19 protein-coding genes and 1 riboswitch are annotated in these 23643 nt (G+C 62.4%); of the genes, 5 read left to right on the forward strand and 14 right to left on the reverse strand.

Annotated features, from left to right (window positions below; translation table 11 throughout):
• Positions 1 to 67: 67 nt before the first annotated feature.
• Entirely contained in the window at positions 68 to 2491 is a 2424-nt protein-coding gene (locus tag ABX74_RS24485; protein WP_047889881.1) for an ATP-dependent Clp protease ATP-binding subunit, read from the forward strand.
• A gap of 52 nt (positions 2492 to 2543) precedes the next feature.
• Here ABX74_RS24485 and ABX74_RS24490 read toward each other — a convergent pair whose 3' ends face one another.
• From ABX74_RS24490 to ABX74_RS24510, 5 genes are all read right to left on the reverse strand, one after another.
• Positions 2544 to 4436 (reverse strand): FAD/NAD(P)-binding protein, encoded by a 1893-nt coding sequence (locus tag ABX74_RS24490; protein ID WP_223257996.1) that lies wholly within the window; start codon positions 4434 to 4436, stop codon positions 2544 to 2546.
• Positions 4437 to 4612: 176 nt separating this feature from the next.
• The gene (gene fahA / locus ABX74_RS24495; RefSeq protein ID WP_047889883.1) at positions 4613 to 5803 is read right to left on the reverse strand and encodes a fumarylacetoacetase; all 1191 of its coding nucleotides are present in this window, start codon (positions 5801 to 5803) and stop codon (positions 4613 to 4615) included.
• Positions 5800 to 6669 (reverse strand): hypothetical protein, encoded by an 870-nt coding sequence (locus ABX74_RS24500; protein ID WP_020970550.1) that lies wholly within the window; start codon positions 6667 to 6669, stop codon positions 5800 to 5802. The genes fahA and ABX74_RS24500 overlap by 4 nt, the downstream gene beginning before the upstream one ends.
• A complete protein-coding gene (locus tag ABX74_RS24505; RefSeq protein WP_019745013.1) occupies positions 6666 to 7865 on the reverse strand; it encodes a homogentisate 1,2-dioxygenase in 1200 nt (399 codons plus the stop codon). The genes ABX74_RS24500 and ABX74_RS24505 overlap by 4 nt, the downstream gene beginning before the upstream one ends.
• Before the next feature lie 109 nt (positions 7866 to 7974).
• Entirely contained in the window at positions 7975 to 8526 is a 552-nt protein-coding gene (locus ABX74_RS24510; RefSeq protein ID WP_019745012.1) for a MarR family winged helix-turn-helix transcriptional regulator, read from the reverse strand.
• Positions 8527 to 8630: 104 nt separating this feature from the next.
• Between ABX74_RS24510 and ABX74_RS24515 the strand changes: the two genes are divergently transcribed.
• Entirely contained in the window at positions 8631 to 9245 is a 615-nt protein-coding gene (locus ABX74_RS24515) for a TetR/AcrR family transcriptional regulator (RefSeq protein WP_041815189.1), read from the forward strand.
• Between the two features lie 174 nt (positions 9246 to 9419).
• The gene (locus tag ABX74_RS24520; RefSeq protein WP_020908860.1) at positions 9420 to 11018 is read left to right on the forward strand and encodes an ABC transporter substrate-binding protein; all 1599 of its coding nucleotides are present in this window, start codon (positions 9420 to 9422) and stop codon (positions 11016 to 11018) included.
• A 58-nt stretch (positions 11019 to 11076) separates the two neighbouring features.
• Here ABX74_RS24520 and metE read toward each other — a convergent pair whose 3' ends face one another.
• The 7 genes from metE to ABX74_RS24555 form a co-directional block, all read right to left on the reverse strand.
• The gene (gene metE / locus ABX74_RS24525) at positions 11077 to 13341 is read right to left on the reverse strand and encodes a 5-methyltetrahydropteroyltriglutamate--homocysteine S-methyltransferase (protein ID WP_020908859.1); all 2265 of its coding nucleotides are present in this window, start codon (positions 13339 to 13341) and stop codon (positions 11077 to 11079) included.
• A 158-nt stretch (positions 13342 to 13499) separates the two neighbouring features.
• Positions 13500 to 13701: riboswitch (cobalamin riboswitch) on the reverse strand.
• Between the two features lie 105 nt (positions 13702 to 13806).
• A complete protein-coding gene (locus tag ABX74_RS24530) occupies positions 13807 to 14244 on the reverse strand; it encodes a helix-turn-helix domain-containing protein (protein ID WP_019745008.1) in 438 nt (145 codons plus the stop codon).
• A 220-nt stretch (positions 14245 to 14464) separates the two neighbouring features.
• Positions 14465 to 15094, reverse strand: a complete 630-nt coding sequence (locus ABX74_RS24535) for a response regulator transcription factor (RefSeq protein WP_019745007.1) — start codon at positions 15092 to 15094, stop codon at positions 14465 to 14467.
• Positions 15091 to 16215: a sensor histidine kinase gene (locus ABX74_RS24540; RefSeq protein WP_019745006.1), complete on the reverse strand. Its 1125-nt coding sequence runs from the start codon at positions 16213 to 16215 to the stop codon at positions 15091 to 15093. The genes ABX74_RS24535 and ABX74_RS24540 overlap by 4 nt, the downstream gene beginning before the upstream one ends.
• Positions 16216 to 17010, reverse strand: a complete 795-nt coding sequence (locus tag ABX74_RS24545; RefSeq protein WP_019745005.1) for an ABC transporter permease — start codon at positions 17008 to 17010, stop codon at positions 16216 to 16218. It abuts the gene before it with no gap.
• Positions 17010 to 17966, reverse strand: coding sequence for an ABC transporter ATP-binding protein (locus tag ABX74_RS24550; RefSeq protein ID WP_020908858.1), 957 nt, complete (start codon positions 17964 to 17966; stop codon positions 17010 to 17012). Before ABX74_RS24550 ends, ABX74_RS24545 begins: the two co-directional genes overlap by 1 nt.
• Before the next feature lie 45 nt (positions 17967 to 18011).
• Entirely contained in the window at positions 18012 to 18959 is a 948-nt protein-coding gene (locus ABX74_RS24555) for an EamA family transporter (protein WP_020908857.1), read from the reverse strand.
• A 68-nt stretch (positions 18960 to 19027) separates the two neighbouring features.
• On the opposite strand from ABX74_RS24555, the gene ABX74_RS24560 reads away from it, so the two are divergent.
• Positions 19028 to 19573: a CGNR zinc finger domain-containing protein gene (locus ABX74_RS24560; RefSeq protein ID WP_020908856.1), complete on the forward strand. Its 546-nt coding sequence runs from the start codon at positions 19028 to 19030 to the stop codon at positions 19571 to 19573.
• 113 nt (positions 19574 to 19686) lie between these two features.
• On the forward strand, positions 19687 to 20985 hold the full coding sequence (locus tag ABX74_RS24565; RefSeq protein ID WP_020908855.1) for an NtaA/DmoA family FMN-dependent monooxygenase: 1299 nt from the start codon (positions 19687 to 19689) through the stop codon (positions 20983 to 20985).
• Here the strand turns inward: ABX74_RS24565 and ABX74_RS24570 are convergent.
• Both ABX74_RS24570 and pruA read right to left on the reverse strand, forming a co-directional pair.
• A complete protein-coding gene (locus ABX74_RS24570) occupies positions 20982 to 21947 on the reverse strand; it encodes a proline dehydrogenase family protein (RefSeq protein WP_019745000.1) in 966 nt (321 codons plus the stop codon). The genes ABX74_RS24565 and ABX74_RS24570 overlap by 4 nt on opposite strands.
• Positions 21947 to 23608: an L-glutamate gamma-semialdehyde dehydrogenase gene (gene pruA, locus ABX74_RS24575; RefSeq protein ID WP_041815188.1), complete on the reverse strand. Its 1662-nt coding sequence runs from the start codon at positions 23606 to 23608 to the stop codon at positions 21947 to 21949. The genes ABX74_RS24570 and pruA overlap by 1 nt, the downstream gene beginning before the upstream one ends.
• Positions 23609 to 23643: the final 35 nt, after the last annotated feature.

The raw sequence follows: 23643 nt of genomic DNA on the forward strand, positions 1-23643 counted from the left end.
AATTGATCGAGCCCCATGCACGTTAATTGAGTCAGTAACGCTCAACTTTCTGCAAGGAGGCTTCGGAATGCCAGCATTCTTCGGGCCCGAGGGTCCCGGTCGCATCGATATTTCCCGGCTCATGAGCAGGGCCACCCAGCAACTCATGGCTGACGCTGCACGTGTAGCGGCTGCTCGCGGTGATTCGGATCTCGATGCACTGCACGTTCTCCGCGTCATGGCGGAGCAGGATCCGGTCCGCACGCTCATGCAGCGCGCCGGAGCCGACCCGAAATCCGTGGTCGACGCCGTCGACCTGCGGCTGCCACAAGGCCGTGAGCAGGGGGCCTACTCTGCTCCTGCGCTCAGCAGCGCCGTGAAAACCGCTCTACTCGAGGCTCATCAACTGGCCCGAGCCCTGGGATCGACGTACATCGATCCCGAACACCTCTTCATCGCATTGGCTGGTGACCCCGATCATGTTCCGGGTCGTCTGCTCGCTTCGGCCGGCATCACGCCGGAGAAGCTGCAGGCAGCGGTTCAGAATCCTGCAGCCGGTCCAGTCGAAGACGAGTCCACCACACCGACGCTCGACAAGTACGGCGTCGATCTCACCGATCGCGCACGCAACGGCGGCGTCGATCCGGTGATCGGCCGCGCCGACGAGATCGAACAGACCATCGAGATCCTCTCCCGCCGCACCAAGAACAACCCCGTCCTGGTGGGTGAGGCCGGCGTCGGCAAGACTGCCATCGTCGAAGGTCTCGCCCAGCGCATCGTCGACGGGGATGTCCCGGAATCGTTGATGGGCAAGAGGATAGTCCAGCTCGAACTCTCGAGCATGGTCTCGGGTACTCGCTACCGCGGAGACTTCGAGGAACGGCTGACCAAGGTGATCGACGAGATCACCGCACACAAGGACGAGCTGATCGTCTTCATCGACGAGATGCACACCATCGCCGGTGCCGGAGGCGGCGCCGAAGGTGCGATGGATGCCGGAAACATCCTCAAGCCCAAGCTCGCTCGCGGTGAACTGCACATCGTCGGCGCCACCACGCTCGACGAATACCGCAAGAACATCGAGAAGGATCCCGCGCTCGAGCGGCGCTTCCAGCCCGTACAGGTCGGAGAGCCGTCGATCGAGGACGCGATCGCCATCTTGAGCGGACTGCGCAGTCGGTACGAGGATCACCACAAGGTCCACTACACCGACGAGGCGATCACCGCTGCGGTGGAGCTGTCGGCACGTTACATCGGCGACAGGTTCTTGCCGGACAAGGCAATCGACTTGATCGACCAGGCCGGCGCCAGGCTTCGTTTGAAGACTGCCACGGTAGACACCGCTGCTCTGCAGCAACGTCTCGAGCAGCTCGAGAGCGACAAGGAGAAAGCCGTCGCCGACGAATTGTACGAGAAGGCGTCGACCCTGCGTGACGAGATCAACGGCGTCGCAAAGCGTCTCGAGAAGGCAGGGTCCTCGGTTCCTTCCGAGGAAACTCCGGATGTGACTGCTGAACAGATCGCCGAAGTTGTCGCCCGTGCCACGGGTATTCCGGCCAGTCAGATGACTCAAGAGGAGAAAGATCGCCTGCGCCGTCTGGAAGAGGAACTGCACGGTCGTGTCATCGGGCAAGATGACGCCGTTCGCGCAATCGCGCGTGCGGTGCGTCGTAGCCGGACCGGTATGAGCGATCCGGATCGTCCCGTCGGTAGCTTCCTGTTCCTCGGACCTACCGGTGTCGGCAAGACGGAGCTCGCAAAAGCTCTGGCTGCCACACTCTTCGGTGACGAGAACAAGATGCTGCGCTTCGACATGAGTGAGTTCGGTGAGAGGCATACGGTAAGCCGATTGGTCGGTGCTCCTCCCGGATATGTCGGCTACGGCGAGGCCGGACAGCTCACGGAACAGGTGCGTCGTAACCCGTACTCGGTGATCCTGCTCGACGAGATCGAAAAGGCACACCCGGACGTGTTCAACACCTTGCTCCAGGTGCTCGACGACGGGCGTCTGACCGACGGCCAGGGTCGAACGGTGGACTTCAAGAACACCGTCGTGATCATGACCAGCAACCTCGGCTCGGACATCATCTCGAGCAAGTCCGGTGGACTCGGCTTCACCACAGGCGATGCAGAGTCGGCGGAGAAGCCACTGCGCGACCGCGTGATGGCCAGGTTGCGCGAATCGATGCGGCCGGAGTTCCTCAACCGTATCGACGAGATCGTGATCTTCCGCAAGCTCGACACCGAGCAACTGCACCGGATCACTGATCTGTTGCTCGACGACAGCCGGAAGCGGTTGCAGTCCAAGGGCATCGACATCGAGTTCACCGCCGACGCAGTGGACTGGATTGCCGAGCACGGGCATCAACCCGAGTTCGGGGCTCGCCCGTTGCGACGTTCGATTCAGCGTGTGGTCGACGACAAGATCGCCGACATGCTGCTCGACGATCTCCTCGAAGAGGGCGGCAGTATCACCGTCGCGGTTGACGAGGGTGAGTTGGTGTTCAGCTAGGAGGGGCACAGCCCCCGTGAGCGGTTAGGGAGTCTCTGGACTCCCTAACCGCTCACAGGCGCGCAGCGCCCAAAATCTCCGCCGCCAGGGCGTCGTTGTGCCGGAAGAACCCCGCATTGGTACGGGGACGAGGGAAAGCCGCCGACCAGTTGTGGCCTGCAACCCACGGCCCGGCCGCGAAGCGGCGAGGATGAGCTGTGTTGTCCTGGTCGAGAATTCGTGAAGTACCGTCGACGGCGAGCTTCGCCGAACTGTCGACGGTCGCACGAAGTTCGACTGCCTCGCCCCGACCGTGAAGCGTCCGCAGGAGCGAGTCACCGCTCGCGCTGATGGACGCAACCGGCAAGCGTGCTTCGACGAGGGTGTTCGCGGCCACGATGTCGGTGTGCGACGCACTACGAACGACAAAGATCCCAGCCCCCGTTACCGGGTCGATTTCGGTGGAGAACGCCGAATCCGGCCCGAGGAACTGGACGATGCCGGCCTCGTTGAGCGCGATCAACTGTTCCAGTCGCTCGGGTGGCGGACCACTGGCGATGAAGCTGAAGAACGAATGAAGCCAACCCTCGACGTCCTTGGCGACGGATTCGGCCGGGATTCTGCCGCGCCGCAGCAATTCTCCGACAGTCATGTACGTCGACAGCAGCGCTGAGAAGACAGCGGCGTCGGCGCTGAAATACGGGTCCGACCTCCGCGCGACGTCTGCCGAGATGTATTCGTTGATCCGGGATTGGACCTCGGCAAGTCCGTCGTATCGCTCACCGCCGAGTGGGCGGTTCAGTCGCTCGAGATCGATACGGTCTTCCGGCTTCGGAACTGCGTTCTCGACCAGTTCCTGCAATCGAGACGATCCCCAAGCCAGCGAGGCGAATTCGGCGTCGAACTCCTCCCAGGTGCCCACCGTCCGATCCGGGTGCGACGCGAACAGTTCGTGATAGTGGGCGCCTGCCAATTCTTTCGACGCCAGCGGCCAGATGTCGTTTCGGAAATCCAACGGCCCGTCGCCGGGCACAAGATCAGCGGTGAAGAACCGGGGTAGCGGTGGCCGCGCGTCGGCGATCGAGTACGAAATCTTGGAGTGGTACGGCACGCCTCGACGAGATCCGGCGTACAACAGAGGTTCCCGACCCGAGGGAGTGTAAGTGAGGGTGCCGTCCTCACCGCGTTCGAAGACGCCGCCGCGGCTCTCGGCGAGGAGAACCATCCAGTCGATGAAAGCCAGCCCGAGCCCGGCGATCAGAACCGGTTCGCGTTCGGGAATGACATCGGCGTCGAGGTCGGCAGTGTATCCCGGACCTACGTAGGTCAACCCGTGCTCGGACGCGAAGCTGGTCAGCGCGGTTTCACGCGGGGCAGCCAACGCATCGGGGTGCCCTTGCGCGAGAAGGACGGCCGCGGCTTCGATGACAACTCCGTCGTCCAGATGAACCGTCTGTATCTCGCCGACGTTCACGATGTCGACCACGGATCGTCGATGAACCCGAACGTCGACGTGCGCTGGTGCAGAGTCGACCGCGGTCTGGAACACCCAGTTCAGGTATCGGCTCTGCAGTGACCTCGATGCAAACGACGACGGGGTGATCATCGGAACTTCTGCCGCGATTTCGGGAAATTCGGCAAGTTCAGTCGAGTGCTCGGCGACCCATTCCGCGAGGGTCGGACCCGGCAGCACCGGGCCGGTCACGGCGGTGGTCTCGTCGGTGAACATCGTGACGTCCGCGGTTGTCGAATTCATCCACAGAAGCGGCGCCTGGCTGCCTCGCCAAATGCGGCCGGCGCCTGCCGGATACGGGTCGACGACGTGAATGTCGATCGGTATGGGATCGGCGTTCACCGATTCGTGAGCGAGGATTCGCTCGAGTACGCCGGTCCCGCGGGGGCCACCGCCCACGATCACGACGACAGCTGCTGTCCCCACTGAGGTACGGGGTCGATCGCCTGGCACGAGTCCTCCATCGGACCTGGCAGAAAGCACCCGCACCTCAGCAGAGGGGGTTGCTGCGACGTCACGGAGCCAGGACTCTCGATCGCTCTGGATGGTTAGTCCAGCTTATCTTCGGAGAATCGTGAGGCAAGGAATTCCGGACATCAGATCAGCGTGAATCAAACAGTTGTCAATCGTTATCTTTCGGTTTGCGTTGCCGGCAGGATCCGAGCGTGAACATCCCCGAAGCCGATTCGTGATCCGCCGACGCCGGGAGCGGTGGCTGAGATGGCGATGGTGTCGCCGTCTTCGAGAAAGGTTCGAGTCTCGGAGCCCACAGTCACGGGTTCCTTGCCACCCCAGGTCAGTTCGATGAAGGCGCCGCGCTGATCCTTGTCCGGTCCGGAAATGGTTCCGGATGCAAAGAGATCGCCGGTGCTCGCTGCTGCGCCGTTGATGGTGGTGTGCGCGAGCATCTGCGCCGGCGACCAGTACATCTGGGCGTAGGGCGGCCGGGAGACGACGTGACCGTTCCATTCGACGGCCAGGTCGATGTCCAACCCCCACTTCTCCTCGCCGCGCAGGTAAGAGAGCGGTTCGGGGTCCTGCACCGGCGTATCGATTCGGGCAGCTTCGAGCGCGAGCAACGGAACAACCCACGCAGAGATGGACGTCGCGAAGCTCTTCCCGAGATTCGGCCCGAGAGGGACGTATTCCCACGCCTGGATGTCCCGGGCGGACCAGTCGTTCACGACGACGGCGCCGAAGACGTGCTCGGCAAAGTCGTCCGGGGTGATGGAATCGCCCATCTTCGAAGGAGTTCCGACGATGAAGCCCATTTCAGCCTCGATGTCGAGGCGGCGGGACGGTCCGAAATCCGGGTTCTCCTGATCGGGTGACTTGCGCTGTCCGCAGGGGCGAACGATATCGGTGCCGGAGACGACGATGGTGCTCGAGCGCCCGTGGTATCCGACCGGAAGGTGCTTCCAGTTCGGCATCAAGGGGGCAGCGTCGGGTCGGAACAGGCGTCCGAGGTTGGTCGCATGATTTTCCGACGCGTAGAAATCCACGTAGTCGGCCACCGCGATCGGCAAGTGCATTGTGACTGAGTCGACGGGAAACACTGCGTCCGAGTCTATTTCGCCGTTCACTAGATCCGTGATCCGATTACGCACCGATACCCACTGATCTCGGCCCAGCGCCATGAACGCATTCAGAGTCGGTTCGGCGAAGACGGAATCTCCCAGTGTCGCTGCGAGATCGACCACCGAGTCGGCGACCCGAACACCAACACGCGGTGATCCTCCGGCGGGGGAGAAGATGCCGTATGGCAGATTGTCGATCCCGAACAACGAGTCGGCGGGAATGTCGATGGTCGTGACGGTCATACGAGTGTTCCTTCGGTTTTGTCGGAGCGGACGATCAATCCGAGACCTTCGAGCTCGGTGAGAGGGTCCGAAATGCTACAAGTCCCGAACGAGAGGAAGCGGCGACGCACCTCGCCGGCCTCGTCCGCGGTCAGTTCGGCCAGGGCTTGCGCGATCGATTCGCCATCGCGTTGCGCCAGAGCAGCAACAACTTCCGAGCGGTCGGCGCCCCGCCTCACAGCGTTGACGGCCACCATGATGTTGAGGAAGCCGTGCTGCTCGAAACCTGTCTCCGGATCGGTATTGCGCACGCCGTGATGCAGTCCCGCGGTCGCCTTGAACGGGATACCCGCTCGGACAACGGATATCACGGCGTCGGCGAGCTCGTCCTCGTCCGGGTACGCTTCGGCGACAATTCCTCCGGTGCGAAACTTCGCGGAATACCCGGCGGTTTCGAGCGCCGTCAGAAAGTCCATGCGTCGATCACCGCGGGGTACCTCGACAAAAATGTCCAGGTCGGGATGAGCGGCATGGACGGGAGCGAGTTCCTCGAAGGCGGCTTCGGCGTCCAACCCGTCAGGAATTCCCACTTCGACGGCGGCGACGCTGACACCGGGGATAGCGAGCGCGTTCGACAGTGCCGCCGCCGTATCGGCTGGACCGGCCGGCACAGTCAGACTCAGCGTCACCGGGTTGTCAGCTGAAACGTACGCGGCCAGTTCGCTCAATCGCGGCGCGGGAAAGACGAAGGGCCCGACCAGTGCGTCATAGTCCGCCTGCTGGTAGGCCGCGTGGGCCGGAACTGCCTCGGCGAGAGGAGCATTGCCGGGTGGGAAGAGTGCTGCGTCGTCGCACAGGCCGCGCAGGAGTGCGGAGATGATCGTCATTGCTGAGGCCCCCGCCCTGCCCAACTCCAGGCGTACGCTTCGTCTTCACAGGCCAAGGCTCCCTCACCCAATTCGAGGGGCCGGAACGTATCGACCATCACGGCCAGCTCGTCGAAGAACTCGGCGCCGATGCTTCGCTCGTATGCGCCGGGTTGTGGGCCGTGGGCGTGGCCGCCGGGATGAATCGATATCGAACCCTGCCCGATGCCGGAACCCTTGCGTGCCTCGTAGTCTCCGCCGCAGTAGAACATGATCTCGTCCGAGTCGACGTTCGAGTGGTAGTACGGCACGGGGATCGACAGGGGGTGGTAGTCGACCTTGCGGGGCACGAAGTTGCAGATCACGAAGTTGTTCCCCTCGAATGCCTGATGCGCGGGCGGCGGTTGGTGAACACGGCCCGTGATCGGCTCGTAGTCGGAGATGTTGAAGGTGTACGGGTACAGGCATCCGTCCCAACCGACGACATCGAAAGGGTGCGTGGGATAAACCATTCGGGTGCCGACGATGCCCGCCGACGTGCGGTGCTTGACCAGTACCTCGATGTCGGTGCCTTCGGCGATCATGGGCGCGGTCGGTCCGTGCAGGTCTCGTTCACAGAACGGTGCGTTCTCGAGTAGCTGGCCGAAGCGGGAAAGATAGCGCTTGGGCGGGACGATGTGACTGTTCGCTTCGATGGCGTAGGCACGAAGTGGTTTGTCACCCTTGGGGATCCATCGATGCGTTGTGGACATCGGGATCAGGACGTAGTCACCTTCACAGGCCTCGAGTGTGCCGAAGACAGTCTCGACGGTCGCCTCGCCAGATTCGATGTAGACCATCTCGTCGCCGATTGCATTGCGGTACAGGGGAGATGGCGCCGCCGCAACGACGTAGGACAGTCGCACGTCGGCATTTCCGAGGATGAGACGACGGCCGGTTACCACGTCGGTCTCGTTCCAGGTGCTTTCGGGAAACAGCGTGTGGAGTTTCAGATGGCGCGGTTTGAGGGGATGGTTGGGGGTTGTGCTCTGATCGCGCAGTTCCCAGACCGTTGCGTCGACGATGGCCGACGGGATCTCGCGGTGGTAGAGCAACGAAGAATCCGAGGAGAAACCTTCCTCTCCCATCAGTTCTTCGTAGTAGAGGTTGCCGGACTCGTCACGGTGTTGGGTGTGACGCTTCGGTGGGATGTTGCCGAGTTGTCGATAGAACGCCATGACGGGGCTCCTTCTGTGCTGTTCTGCCTGGCTCACCTCCACCAGATAGTAAATACATTAACTAAAATGATGTGATGGGCGCAACCCTTCAAGGGGGTTCGGGTCTATGTCAGTTACGTCCGCGTACGTCGAACTGGCTGCGGTTGGTGATCAGTTTGTCCAGGAGCATGACAAGAATTCGCTGTTCGGCCTCGCTCAGGACGCTGACCCAGGCGTGTTCGCGTTCGTTCTGCTCGCGAAACGCTTCGACCATGGCTTCTCGGCCTTTGTCGGTCAGGTACAGCTGGACCGAACGGCCGTCGTTCTCGGTGGGCCGGCGATCGATCAATCCGTCTGCCAACAGCGACTTGGACAGATTGGAGACCGCTGCCCTACTCATTCCGGTGAGCTCGGCGGCAGCCTTCGGCTCGATCGGACCGGCCAGCCAGGTGACGAACAACAGTCGGAAGGAGGACCATGACCAGCCTCGAGGGCGGTGGATCGACGACTCGAGATCGTACGTGACGACGTTGGAGGCTCGGTTGAGCGTCAGGAGAACCTCGGTGGCGAGCTGATCGCGAAAGCCGTGTTCGGTGGCCAGCTTTTTGTTGGCCAGTTCGATGAACGACCAGAAATTGAGTTCGCCGACGGTTGACTGGTCATCGGTTGTCCGGTCATTCATGGACTAACCCTAGCGCGATCGGCAGGTGATTAATCTATGTACTAGATTTCGGGGTTCTGATGAAACTTCGCAACCTGGCACTGCGGTCGAGGTTCTGAACTATCGTGACGCGCGTGACTGTGCGCAGCGACGAGTTTCCCCTGGATACCGACCTCATGTCGGTGGGGCAACTCGAGCGGAGACGACGATTGACCACGGCGGTGGTCGAGATGCTTGCAGCGATGCCGTCGGATCGAATCCAGATGAAAGAAGTGTCGGAGCGTTCAGGCGTGGCGCTAGGCACTCTCTATCGCTACTTTCCGACCAAACAGCAACTTCTTGCTGCGGCGATGACGGCGTGGAGCGGGCTCGAATCGGCTCGTCGTCCTGAGGAGTCGCGAACAGGCGGCGAAGAGAGCAATGCGTACGAACGGGTTCTGGCACTTCATCGCCGCGAGATGAAGGCATTCGAGCGTAGGCCTCACTTCGCTCGACTCGAGATCGAACTCCATTCGTCCTCGGATCAGTTCGTGATCGAGTCGTTGGATCAGCGCGCGGCTGCCCATCGGAGAATGCTGTTCGAATTGATGGACGGTATTCCGGCCGAGACGGCGCGGGTTGCGGCCGTGGCAATGGGCGGCACGATGTTGACGGCCCTTGCACTGTGGACCAGTGGCCGGATCGGATTCGCAGAGGCCCAGCGGAACGTCGAAGACGTCATCGGACTGGTACTTCGCTGAACGGTGTCACTCTAGAATTCAGTTCTTGTTTCTGTCGCTGTGAATGCGAATCATCGCTGCAGCTTTGTGAAAACGAAGACGCAGGGAACGTCCTTACCTAGAATTCACTTACAAAACTGCCGGGATGTCCGATCCAAGGATCGACGTGTCCGTGAACTGTGAAAGTGAGTCGCAATGAAGCGCTCGTACCGAGCTCGCTCTCGAATCTGGATGGTTGTCCTGGCGTCGGCGACACTGGTGGTGACGGGGTGCGCCGGTAGCAGCCAAGGTACGACCACGGATGCATCGGACGTGACGGTCGGAGTTGTCGGTGACCAGAACAACGGGGGAGAGCCGCGCTCGGGTGGCACCGTGTCGTTTGCCACCTACAACGGGATCAGCAGTCTCGATCCGGCTGACCGTCAGGACGGCGGCGCTACCGGTGGTAGCGAAATGGCAGCCATCTACGACCTTCTGATGCGCTTCGATACGGCGGCGGGCGAATACGTTCCCCACTTGGCGCAGTCTTTGTCGGCCAACGGCGACAACACGGTGTGGACACTGAAATTGCGCGACGGCGTCACCTTCAGCGACGGCACTCCGATGGACAGTGCGGCAGTCCTGTGGAGTATCGATCACTATCTGCAGAAGAAGGGCACTCACGCGCTGGTGTGGAAGACCACTGTGCGCGAGACGAATTCACCGGATCCGAGTACGGTCGTCTTCACATTGGCGCAGCCGTGGGACGAGTTCCCGATCATGTTCACCACCGGTCCCGGCATGATCGTCGCGCCCTCGTCGATGGCTACCGGCACGTTCACCCCGATCGGGGCAGGTCCGTTCACCGTCGAGAAGTTCGCCTCCCAGGACGAATTGGTGCTCGCTGCCCGTCCGACGTACTGGGACGGGGCACCGTACCTCGAGAAGTTGCGCTTTCCTGCAATCGTCAACGAGAAGAGCAAACTCGAGGGATTGCACACCGACGGAATTCAGGTCGCCTATCTGAAGTCTCCCGATTTCATACACGAGGCTTTCGAAGCCGGTGATCCAGGATTTGTGTACTCGGCCAGCATGGCCGGCGTTCTGGCAATCAATCAGCGCGACGATCGGGCAGCGAAGGACGAGCGCGTGCGTAAGGCGATTGTCGCTGCGGTGGACCCGACTACGTTCAACGAGCGAGTTCAGGGCGGCTTCGGCGAACCCGGCACCGACATGTTCGCGTCGTGGTCGCAGTGGCACGGATCGGTGGCCGGGAACGGCTTCGACCCCGAGGCGGCGAAGAAGTATCTCGCCGAGGCGAAGGCCGACGGTTACGACGGAAAACTGACGTACGTCGGTATGAACGATCCGGCGACGCAGCGCAGCGCACTGACGTTTCAGTCGCTCTTGCAGGCAGTGGGTTTCACGGTCGACATCACCTACGCAACCAGCATCAACGATCTGATTTCCATGCTGTACGCGAAGCATGACTACGACGTGTCCTACTTCGCGTTCAACGTGCTGGAAGAGTCACCGTTCGTGCGTATGTACGGCAACCTGTTCAGCGAATCGCCGTCGAACATTCTCGGCTACAAGAACGCTCGGATGGACGAGTTGCTCGGCAAGCTGCAAACAGCGTCGGGCGAGGATGAGCGGCGAGCCGTCATCGACGATATTCAGACCGTGGTCAACGAGACGGCGCCGATGGCCGTGGTCAACTCCGGCAAGGTTTTCATCCCGTGGCGCGAGAACGTGCACGGAGTGATGCCGAGTGCGGACGGGATTCTGCTCTTCGGCAACACGTGGTTGAGCTGACCCCCGTGCGCCTTTTTGGTAGTGCCCACTACCAAAAAGGCGCACCGGGGCTTCGCCCCTAAAGCTCCGCTCGTACCACCTTCGCGGCCTCGACGAGGTTACGAAGCGACGCTTCGACCTCGATCGGCCCCCGTGTCTTCAATCCGCAGTCCGGATTGACCCACAATCGTTCGACTGGAACAGCTTTGAGTGCTTCGCGTAGCGACTCCGCGATCTCGTCGACGCTCGGCACCCGCGGCGAGTGGATGTCGTAGACACCGGGGCCGACGCCGAGATCGAACCCGACCGAACTGAGATCGTCGAGGACCTCCATGTGTGAGCGTGCCGCCTCGATGGACGTGACGTCCGCGTCGAGGCCGGCGATGGCGCCGATCACCGCTCCGAACTCGGAGTAGCACAGGTGCGTGTGGATCGCAGTGGAATCCGCGACGCCCGAGGTGGCCAACCGGAAGGCGCCGACCGACCAGTCCAGGTAGGCGCGCTGATCCTCGGCACGCAGTGGGAGCAGTTCTCGCAGAGCCGGTTCGTCGACCTGGATGATTCCGATTCCGGCGGCCTGCAGGTCGACGGTCTCGTCTCGAATGGCCAGTGCGACTTGATTTGCCGAGTCGGCGAGGGGTTGGTCGTCGCGGACGAACGACCAGGCCAGAATGGTGACGGGTCCGGTGAGCATGCCCTTGACCGGCTTGTCGGTCAGGGACTGTGCGTACGTGATCCAGTCGACGGTCATCTGCTTCGGGCGCGAGACGTCGCCGTACAGAATCGGCGGACGCACGCAGCGGGTGCCGTACGACTGGACCCAACCGTTGGCGGTGGCGAAGAATCCGTCCAACTGCTCCGCGAAGTACTGGACCATGTCGTTGCGTTCCGGCTCACCGTGAACAAGCACGTCCAGGTCCAGCTTTTCCTGGAGCGCAACAACTTCGGCGATCTCGGCGCGCATACGGTTGACGTACTCGGCTTCGTCGATCTCACCTTTGCGCAGTGCTGCGCGAGCGATGCGGATCTTCGAGGTTTGCGGGTATGAACCGATGGTCGTCGTGGGCAGCGGCGGCAGAGAAAGCAGCTCGTCCTGGGCAGCGCGACGTTCGGCGGCGGGCGCGCGACCGGTCGCCGAGTTCAGCACCGCGTCCAGACGGCCTCGAACACTCGCATCATTGAGTCTGCGATCGTCCTTGCGGGTCGACGCGGCCGCTCGTGCCAGAGCGAACTCGTCCTCCACCGACTCTCGGCCCTGTGTGAGAGCGGTTGCGAGAGTTACTACTTCCTTGACCTTCTCGGTGCCGAACGCGAGCCACGAGCGCAGGGCCTTGTCGACATCGGACTCAGCGTCGAGTGTGTACGGAACGTGCAGCAGGGAGCATGACGTGGAGACGGCAAGCGTGTCCACGCTGCCGAGCAAGGCACCCAAAGTGCTCAGTGCCGAGTCCAGATCGGACCGCCAGATGTTTCGTCCGTCGACCACTCCGGCGACGATTAGTTTGCGGGCGAGTTCAGGTACGGAGCCGATCGAATCCTGACCGGCCACCAGGTCGACGGCAAATCCTTCGACGCCGGTGGACGCAAGCGCGGGCAACGCGTCACGCAGCGAACCGAAGTACGACGCCAACAGGATCGACGGCCGCTTGGACAGCGCTGAAAGCTGTTCGTACGCAGCGCGTGCCGCTTCGATTTCCTCATCGGTGCGATCGCCCACGAGGGCGGGTTCGTCGAACTGAACCCAGCTCGCACCGGCCTTCGCGAGCCGACCGAGTAGATCCGCGTAGAGGGGGAGTAGTTCGTCGAGCCGCGAGAGCAGCGGCTCGTCTGTGCCGACAGCCTTCGAGAGCAGCAGGAAGGTGACCGGTCCGATGACGACCGGGCGGGCTGCAATGCCGTCGGAAAGTGCTTCTGCCAGTTCGGACAAGACTTTGGACGGGTCGAGTGCGAACGTGGTGGACGGTGAAATCTCCGGCACCAGGTAGTGGTAGTTGGTGTCGAACCACTTCGTCATTTCGAGTGGCGCGATGGTGTCCGTCCCACGGGCAGCGGCAAAGTAGCGGTCCAACGGATCGGCGACCGACGCGACGCGGTCGGGCAGCGCGCCGAGAAGAACTGCGGTGTCGAGCATCTGGTCGTAGAAGGAGAAGGTATTGACCGGGATGGAGTCGAGGCCCAGGTCACGGAGGTCGGCCAAGCCCTGCCGACGGAGGTCACGGGCGACAGCCTGCAGGGCGTCGGCGTCGATGCGCCCTGCCCAGTAGCTTTCGGTTGCCCGCTTGAGTTCTCGATGAGGACCGATGCGCGGTGAGCCCAGCACGGTCGAAGTGAATGTTGTTGTCACGGAGTTTCTCCAGATTGCCAATGCATTGATGGCCACTGCCGGCAGACGGGTACACCTCACGAGACCTCGAGTTTCGGCGGACAGTACTGCCCGCACCGCACACGAGGTCCGATGGAGATCTACACGCCCATTCCACGAGGCGGTGGACCGTCGGGCACGGCGTGCCCGACACAGTCGGCAGGTCTTCGGACTCGCGGGCACTCGATCGAGTTGGATCGAACCTACTGGCCGTCGCTTCCCAGGCGGATGCCCAGTGCACATAAACGGCGGTCGTTCCTGCTTACCGCTGCGGGACAGTCCCGGATTTTCACCGGGTTCCCTCTCACTCCGACAGCTTGCGCTGACGGGGCTTCGACGCCGGGAACGGTCTTCGGGGCTCCTCATGACCGCGCCGGGCGAACCAGCTGCATCGACCAGCATAAGGCCAACCCTCCCTGAGCAGTCAAGGAGAGTCGGCGAAGGGCGCTACGCGCGTGACATGTAGGAATTCGAGTCCGGTGGTACGCGCGGAAGATTCTCGGAGGAACGTAGATTCTCCGCCATTTCGACAAGCAGATCCTGCGAAGACGGCGATAGATCGACGACGCGAGAGGTGAGGTTTCGCAGGCGCACGTTGTGCAGCTGTTCGAGGAGAGAGAGGTCCGCCTCGCCGCCCGAGATCGCGGGCGGAGTTTGATCGGACGGGGCGTAGAAGTAGTCCGGATGGACGTTGAAGAAGTGGGCGAGGGCGGCAACCACTTCGGGTGACGGGTTGGTTCGGACGCCGGTGCGCAGTTGGGACAGGTACGGCGTCGAGATGCGGCAGCCGAACTCGGTCATGCCGCGAACGACCATCGCGTTGGTGACGTGAAAGTCGGCAGTCTCGAACAGCGAGTTCAAGCGATCGTTGAACTGGTTCGACATGAGACGTCCCTTCCCCCGTTACGCACAGGCTCCGTCGATTCAATTAACTGCATCATAGCCAGTTATCGAACGATTAGCTGTTTTGGATTCTCGCGAAGGGGGTTGTTTGCAGGGAAAATCCCTAGGGTAGAAGGTCCCTACTTTGAGTGATCTGGACAAATCGCCGTCAAGAATCGAACGGCGAACTATTTGCCGGGGAAGTGGATTCCGGCCATGCGGATCAGAGCCAGCCGTTCGACTCGGCGATTCTGACGGCTTCCGCGCGCGTCGACGCACCTGTCTTGCCCATCGCGGATGACAGATGATTTCGAACTGTCCCTGCGGACAAGAAGAGCGCCCCTGCGATGGCTGCCACGGGTGCGCCGTCGTGAGCGGCGCGCAGTACTTGGGTCTCACGCTCCGTCAGGGGCGACTCGCCGCTGACGAGGCTGTCGGCCGCAAGGGTGGGATCGACGACGCGCAGTCCGGCGTGGACACGCCTGACTGCGTCGGCCAACTGCCTGGCGGGTGTGTCCTTGACGACGAACCCGCCGGCCCCGGCGTGCAGGGCTTTGCGAAGAAATCCGGGACGTCCGAACGTGGTGACGATCAGGACTCGGGTGTCGGGTGCTGCCTCGCGAAGGGCCGCCGTCGCGGCGATTCCGTCCATGCCGGGCATCTCGACGTCCAGAAGCGCGACATCCGGGCGGTGTTCGAGAACAGCGGCCACAACCTCGTCGCCGCGACCGACCTCGGCCACCACGGAGAGGTCGGATTCCAGATCGAGTAGTGCGGCCAACGCTCCTCGCACGAGCGCCTGGTCGTCCGCCAAGAGCAGCCGTATGGTTGCTCGATCGCCCTGGCTGTTCACTCTGTCTCCTGTTCGACTACCTGAAGTGCAAACCCCTGCGGCTGGGGATGAGTGATGATCACTCGTGCGCCCGACGCTCCGGCGCGCTCGCGTAATCCGATCAGACCGTTGCCGGAAGACGTCGACCCGGCCCCTTGCCCGTCGTCGACGACCGACGCACTTTTTTCGTCGACCGTGATCCGGCAGTGGGTCGCACCGCTGTGTCGAACGACGTTGGTGACGCCCTCACGGATCGTCCATGCAAAGAGTTCGCGAAGACGCGTGGGAACCATGTCGGTACTGCTCGGCACCTCGTCCTCGATGCCAGCCGCACGCAATGCCTCTCGTGCTCGGGCTATTTCGACGGGAAGAGAAATCCCACGAAATCCTTCGACGGCCGAGCGCACGTCTGCCAACGCGTCACGCGAAAGTCTTTCGAGGTCGTCGAGTTCGTTGCGCGCACGTTCGATATCGACATCGAGTAGGCGATTGGCCAGTTCGGCTTTGATCGTGATGACGGTCAGCGAGTGTCCGAGGATGTCGTGCAGATCGCGCGCCATCCTCGTTCGCTCCTCCATGATTGCCCGCTGCTCCTGCTCTTCGCGTTCATGGAGCATGGCGAAGTTGCGGCTGATCAGGGACATGATGCCCCAGGTCGCGAATGCGGCCGCGCAGACTCCGAGCGAGAGTCCGGAGTAGTTCCCCCACCCGGACGAGAGGCTGACTATCTCCACGGAGGCCGCGAACACCAAGGCGAGAATGCCGCCCGCGACGGTCGGCAGCAGCGTCACCGCTGTCACCGCGAGATACGGTGCGGCTGCCAAACCAGTCGGCCCGACGCTGACGATCATCACGGCGGCCAACGCGGTCAAGGCGGCCAAAGCCAGTGCAGCTTCGCGAATCGTCGGCCGAGTCATTGTCATTCGACGCCGCTGCTGTGTTGTGGCGAACGTGTAGAGATAGAGCGCACCGAAGGCGACCGTCGCGAGAATCCCTGTCCAGCCGCGCAGTTCGTCGCGCAGATTCCATCCCTCGATCAGCGGCCCGCCGAGAAATACCATCCAGACCGCCGCGAAGAGAACGCCGAAACGATTCCGCCGCGGGAGCGCGACGGAATCTTCTCGGTCAGTCGTTTGCGACAACTACACACGCTCCGTATCTCGTTGGAACCGCCAGATCGCTCCGCCGGCGAAGATGGCGAACCACACCAGGATATTGACGATCCAGGTCCAGTGAATGCTATTGCCCGTCAACGGTGCGTGGGCGAGGGCGTTGATGCCGAACATCGGGGTGAACTGTGCGATGGTCGCCCATACGGAACCGTCGGTGAGCGGTACGAAGAGTCCGCCGCCGAAGGCGAGCAGAGCCAGTCCCGGTCCGAGCAACTGCATGACGTTCTCACTGGGGAGTAGATACCCCATGAACAGGCCGAAGGCCGCGAAGATCGACGATCCCAACCAGGCGATCAATGCCGTTGTGAACCAGAGTGATCCGTCCATCTGCGCCGAGGTGAACGCGCCGACGACGTAGACGACAAGGATAGAGACGAGACCGAGCAGCATCGCCATGATCAGTTTGACGGCGATGTAGGCGACCGGGGTCAGGGGAGTCAGCCGAAGTTGTCGGCTCCATCCGGACGCTCGTTCGATCGAGACCATCGCTCCGCCGCTGGTGGTGGCCAGCATCGCGCCGTAGAGAGCCATGCTGATCATGATGTACGCGGCGACATTGCCGTGCCCGATCCCGTGGTCGTCGTCGCCTTGACCGAGACCGAAGACGAGGAAGAAGACAACCGGCATGACGAGCGTGAAGATCATCGTGCGCCGATTGCGGGTCAGGCGACGAAATTCCAGTCGCAGTAGCGTCGTGTTGAATCCGCCGAGAGGTACGACGGTTCGCTCGGCTCCGTAGGTGTTCGCTTCGGTTGCAGTGGTCATCACTTCTGTCCTTCGGAGTTGTTCGACGTGAGTGCGATGAATGCGTCTTCGAGGCCACGCGAGACGATTTCGAGATCGCGAGCCTGGGTATTGGTCAACAGGAACCGTGCAACGGCATCGGTGTCACCCGAGTGCACGAGCAGTGACTCACCGCGCACCTCGACGGCGTCGGAGTTCGGTATGGCTCGCAGAAGTTCGTCGGTGATGCCTGGAACAGTCGCGCGCAGGGTGCGCCCGGACGCCATCGCCTTGACCTCGGCGGTGGTCCCGTCTGCGACCACGGTGCCTTGCCTGACCAGGATGATGCGGTCGGCGTAGACATCGGCCTCTTCGAGGTAGTGCGTCGCAAAAAGCACAGTGCGACCGTGATCTGCGTCGGCGCGGATGGCGGACCAAAAGTCCCGACGCCCTTCGACGTCCATGCCGGTGGTGGGCTCGTCGAGAATGAGCAATTGCGGGTTCGACAGCAACGCCATCGCAAATCGCAACCGCTGTTGTTGTCCGCCTGAGCATTTGCTGACCAGGCGATCGGAGATGTCGAGGATTCCGGCTCTCCCCAGCACTTCGTCGACCGGACGGGATTGGGCGTACAGGCTGGCGGTCAGCTGCACCGTCTCGGCAACCGTCAGCTCTTTCAGTAGTCCGCCGGTCTGCATGACTGCGGAGACGAGTCCGCGGGCGATCGCCGATCGCGGTGACATTCCGAAGACGCTCACGTCGCCCGACGTCGGCCGGGACAGGCCGAGGATCATGTCGATGGTTGTCGTCTTGCCTGCGCCGTTCGGGCCGAGGAACGCGACGATCTCGCCGGGGCGGATGCTCAGGTCGATACCCTTGACGGCGTCGACGGTTCCGAAACTCTTGCGAAGTCCGGTCAACCGGACGGCGTCGTGTGCCGATCCTTCAGTGAGTGTGTGCAGTGCCTGTGGTGAATGCTGTGCCTGTGCTGAGGTCATACATAGAATCTGCTCGCTTCGAGGTCGTAATCCCTCGTCCGTCCGTCATTCTTCTGCCATGACATTTGTCATCGGGTCGGCCGGTATCTGATTCGGTGCAACCTGGCCGAGGCGCGCGAGGACCAACCCCGCGATGATTGCTGCGCCACCCACAGCTTGGAGTGCAGTGACGGATTCCCCGACCAGGATCCACGCGGCGAGGACCGCGCACAGCACTTCGGTCAGCGCTACGAGAGATCCGATTGTCGGCCCCAGCAGCGTGATTGCGGCGATGCCGGTGAGATAGGCAATGACAGTGCTGACCAGGACCAGGACCACCACCGGCAGCCATACGTTCACCGAATGGTCTGCCACGACGGCGTTCGAGGCCGAGAACTGGAGGGGGAGGACGCCGACGAGTCCGAGCGCGCCGATGACCACTGCACTGACCGTGAGCCCCGATGCCGCGAGCACAACAGGATGGAGATCACCGTCCGCACGTTCGGAAATGACGAAATAGACTGCAAGGCATGCCGCGGCGGCCAGTCCCCAGGCGACTCCGACGGCACTGATCTCTGCCGATCCGAAGACGTCGATCACCACGGCGGCGCCGATCATGGCAACCGCCGCACCGAGAAGCGTCTGCACGCTCGGACGCGCGCCCTTGGTTATCCACACCCATCCGATGACGATGATCGGTGCAAGGTACTCGAGAAGCAATGCGACGCCGACCGAAAGATGTTGCACGGCATTGAAGAAGCACAGTTGAACGCCCGAGATCGCGAACACCCCGTACAGCAGTACCGTTCGCGTGTTGGCGCTCACCTGTCGTAGGCGAGGCCATTGGGTGGCTACGGCGATCGCCATCATCACCAGTGCGCCGCCGGCAACGCGCGCGAACACTGCGCCGCCGGGGGACCACCCCGATTCGATGAGAGACTTCGCGAACGGGCCCGAGACGCCGAACGTTGCCGCGGACAGCAGAGCGAAGATCAAGCCGTTGCGAGAGTTCACGTCGTCACCCGTCAGGAGTAAAAGCGATTACGATGCTGACATTAGGTTGATAGAGCTCAGGAGTCAAAGTGCATTTTGCTGGTGACACGGAATCGGCGCTCGTCTTCGCCGCGTCGTTGGTCAACACGGCCCGCGGCGGGGCTGAACTGCTTCCGGATCAAGAGGAGCTGACACGGTTTCTCGACGCGGATCATTGGACCGGCAGGCGGGACGGCACGCGGGAGGAATTGACGGCGGTTCGTGCGCTGCGTCCACGACTGCGAAAGTTCTGGGAAGCCGCGGGAGTGGACGACGCCGTCGAGGTGGTGAACACGCTGCTACTCGAATCCGGCGCGAGGCCGCGGCTCACCAGGCACGACGACCTCGGCTGGCATCTGCACGTCACCGCTGACGATTCGCCACTGGTGGACCGGATGGCCGCAGAAGCGGCGATGGGTGTGCTCGATCTGATCCGAACCGACGAATTCTCGCGGTTGCGATGGTGCGAGGCCCCGGACTGCGAAGCGGTCTTCGTGGATTTGTCGCGCAATCGTTCGAAGCGATACTGCGACACCGGAAACTGTGGGAACAGGGCGCACGTCGCCGCCTATCGGGCCCGTAAATCCGGTGCGTGACCAAGCGGTGCTCGGAGGGATAGAACCAGGCTGAGTGAATACCTTGTCGGGAGCCAGGATCGGTCTAGCGTTGTGAATTCGGAACAGATTTCGCGAAGCCAGGAGGATGGTCGGTGGCCGATCGTAGGCGTCCACTCAAGACGGTGACCGGTGTCAGCGGGGCGGTGAGTATCTACGACGCCGCGATCGATCCGACGACTTCGACGGTCGCGTCCGCGATCGACGTCGCAAAGACGGCCGAGGCGAACAAGATCGACGGACTGTTTGCCGCCGACCTGCTGAGTTTCGGCGCGCAGGGCGCGATCGGTGCGCAGGAGCCGTTGATCTTCCTTGCCGCGCTGAGTGCGGTCACCACCCATGTGGGGCTGATCGCCACCGTCACGACAACATTTCATCACCCTTTCAACCTGGCACGGTTGTTCGGCACCCTGGACCACGTCAGCAATGGTCGAGCCGCATGGAATGCCGTCACTTCCTCACTCGGAGAAGAGAACTACAGCGACCTGGACCTGCCGAGTCCGGAGGAGCGGTACGCCCGAGCGGCCGAATCGCTCGAGGTGGTCAACGCACTCTTCGACAGCTGGAAGCCCGGCGCCCTGACCCGGGGAGAGGGCTCAGCCGTGCTCGATCCGTCGAGGGTGGTCCCCATCGAGCATCGAGGCAAGTACTTCACGGTGCAGGGGCCGCTGAACATCCCCTCCCTGCCGCAGCGTCGTCCGGTCCAATTCCAGGCCGGCCAATCTGCCGGAGGTATCGAACTGGGTGCTCGCTTCGCGGAGGTCGTATTCACTTCTCTCGCAACCTTCGAGGACGCGGTCACCTACACGAAGACGATCCGCGCCCGGGCGGCAGAGTTGGGGCGTGGGGACGAACTGCCACTGATTTTCAGCTCGTTCCACGCAACGTACGGCGCTACCGAAACCGAAGTCGAACGATTGGTCAGAGAAGCCGAGGAATCGACGGACTTCGACGCCGGTCGCACGAGGCTTGCCGACATGTTCGGCGGTGACGTGGATTTCTCGGAATTGCCGCTGGATCGGCCGATCCCGGAGTCGTTGTTGCCGGACCCGTCGTCGGTGAATCGACGACGGGGCCGGGTCGAGATCTTCGGCAAGCTCGCATCACAAGGAAAGACTCTGCGTGAGTTGATCATCGCGTCCAAGGACACCGGCCACTGGGCAGCGGCGGGCACCCCGGAACAGCTCGCGGACGCGATCGAGGAACGATACGACGCGGGCGTACTCGACGTCATCACGCTCGGTGACCTTGCCGATCCGCGTACACGCGATTTCGTCACGAACGGACTGCTGCCGGAACTACGCAAGCGCAGAATCGTGGGAACAGATTACGTCGGGGGTACCTTCCGTGAGAACCTCGAGTTGCCACCGCTACCACCGGTTTCCAGCACCTAGTTGTTGGAGGCGAGTGAGCGCATGAAGAACATGAGGTTGGCCGGCCGTTCCGCCAGGCGACGCATGAAGTAGCCGTACCACTGGCTGCCGTAGGGAACGTAGACCCGCAGGTGATTGCCTTCGGCTACCAATCTGCGTTGTTCGCCGTCGCGGATGCCGTAGAGCATCTGAAACTCGAAATCCTCGGCTGTCCGTTCGGTCAATGTGGCGAGTTCGAGGGCGGCGTCGATCATGGTGGGATCGTGGGAGGCGACCATCGGGTACCCGTCACCTTCCATCAAGACCTTCAGGCAACGCAGGTACGACGCGTCGACTTCGCCGGGCTTTTGGAACGCAACGTCGGCCGGTTCCTTGTATGCACCCTTGCACAGCCGAATTCGTGAACCTGATCCGGAGAAGTGCCGGCAGTCGGCCTCGGTGCGGTGCAGATACGCCTGCAGGACCGTGCCGAGCGTCGGGAAGTCGCGGCGCAACTCTTCGACGATGGACAGTGTCGAGTCGGTGGTGGTGTGATCCTCCGCATCGACGGTGACCCACGCGCCCACTTCGTCTGCCGCTGTGACGATTCGGTGAGCGTTCGCCAGGGCGATCTTCTCGCCGTCACCGGGAAGTGACTGCCCTAACGCTGAGAGCTTGAGCGAAACCTCGAGGGTGTGTTGCGTCCCAGCCGCTTCGGAAAGCGTTGCGTACGAGCGGAGAAGGGAGAGATAGGCGTCGACGGTAGCTGTTGCCTGAGCTGGATCGGTAGTGTCCTCGCCGAGGTAGTCGACCGTCACGAACCGGCCACTGGTGAGGATGTCGCGTACGGCAGAGACCGCTGCGGGTTCCGCGTCCCCGGCGACGAACCTGTCTACCAGCTTGCGGGTCAAGGTCATCCCGGAGACTGTCTTCTCCAGCCGCGACGAGCGTGCCGCCGCGAGGAGTACCGGGCGCAGCGGGTTGCTCAGCGAGACGGCACTCATCAACGGTTCTCGCTCTCGGCTGGATCGACGTCCTGGTGGGGGTAGCGATGATCGGTGGGAGGAACGAAGGTTTCCTTGACGGTGCGTGTCGACGTCCAACGGAGCAGGTTCTGCGGTGAACCGGCCTTGTCGTTGGTACCGGAAGCCCGCGCACCGCCGAAGGGCTGTTGTCCGACTACCGCGCCCGTCGGCTTGTCGTTGACGTAGAAGTTTCCGGCGGCGAACCGCAGACCGTGGTGAGCTTGATCGACGGCCGCACGGTCGGTGGCGATCACGGCACCGGTCAGGGCGTACGCGGATCCGCTGTCGATACGAGCGAGGATGTCGGCGTAGGCATTCGGTGCGGAGTCGTCGTAGACGTGCAGGGAGAGTATGGGGCCGAAGTACTCGGTGCTGAAGGCCTCGTCACTGGGGTCGTCACCGAGCAGGACCGTCGGCGAGATGAAGAATCCTTCGCGGTCGTCGTAGTCGCCGCCTGCTGCGATGGTGAGGCTGCCGGTCGACTTGGCTCGGACGATCGCGGCGGCATTGCGGTCGAAGGAACGCTGGTCGATGACGGCGCCGCCGAAGTTCGTCAGGTCGGTGACGTCGCCGTACTTCAGTGACGACACTGTGTCGATGAACGTGTCGCCCATCTTGGCCCACACCGATTTCGGGACGAATGCCCGTGACGCGGCCGAGCATTTCTGTCCCTGATAATCGAAGGCCCCGCGGATCAATGCCGTCGTGAGTACGTCGGGGTCTGCGGAACTGTGTGCGAGTACAAAATCTTTGCCGCCGGTTTCGCCGACGAGACGCGGATACGTCCGGTAGTTCGAGATGTTGGCTCCGACCTCACGCCACAAACGCTGGAACGTTGCGGTCGATCCGGTGAAGTGGATGCCCGCCAAGCGCGGGTCGGCCAGCGCGACCTCCGACACCGTGGGTCCTTCGCCGAGAACAAGATTGATCACCCCGGGTGGGAGGCCGGCGGCTTCGAGTAGTTGCATCGTCAGGTACGCCGCGACGGCCTGCGTCGGTGACGGCTTCCAGATCACGGTGTTGCCCATCAGGGCCGGTGCGGTGGGGAGATTTCCGGCGATGGCGGTGAAATTGAAGGGGGTGATCGCATAGACAAAACCTTCGAGTGGTCGATATTCGACGCGATTCCACACTCCCGGAGCGGAAACGGGTTGGTCGGCGAGTATCTGACGTGCGAACGCGACGTTGAAACGCCAGAAATCTATCAGTTCGCACGGGGCATCGATCTCGGCCTGATATGCGGTCTTCGACTGACCGAGCATTGTTGCGGCGGCGATGGTTTCGCGCCACGGGCCGGAAAGTAGATCGGCGGCGCGGAGGAAGACCGCCGCGCGGTCGTCGAACGAGAGGTCGCGCCAGGCCGGGGCGGCGAGCGTAGCGGCGTCGATGGCATCACGAACATCCGAGTGCGTTGCGCCCGCAAACGATCCGATGACCGAGCTGTGACGGTGTGGTTGAACTACGTTCTCCCGCTTGCCTTCCGCAGTTCGGTGGACGCCCCCGATGACCTGTCGGATGTCGGTGGGTGTCTCGGCCAGTTCGGAAAGTTTGGTGCGTAGGCGTGATCGTTCCGGGCTTCCCGGTCCGTAATTGTTGACCGGCTCGTTGGAGGGGTGGGGGACATTGGTGACGGCGTCCATGACGATCCTTCGGCAGACTGATGGGTGGGGCAGTT

The sequence above is a fragment of the Rhodococcus sp. ARP2 genome (genome assembly GCF_001029585.1).
Taxonomy (GTDB): Bacteria; Actinomycetota; Actinomycetes; order Mycobacteriales; family Mycobacteriaceae; genus Rhodococcus_F; species Rhodococcus_F erythropolis.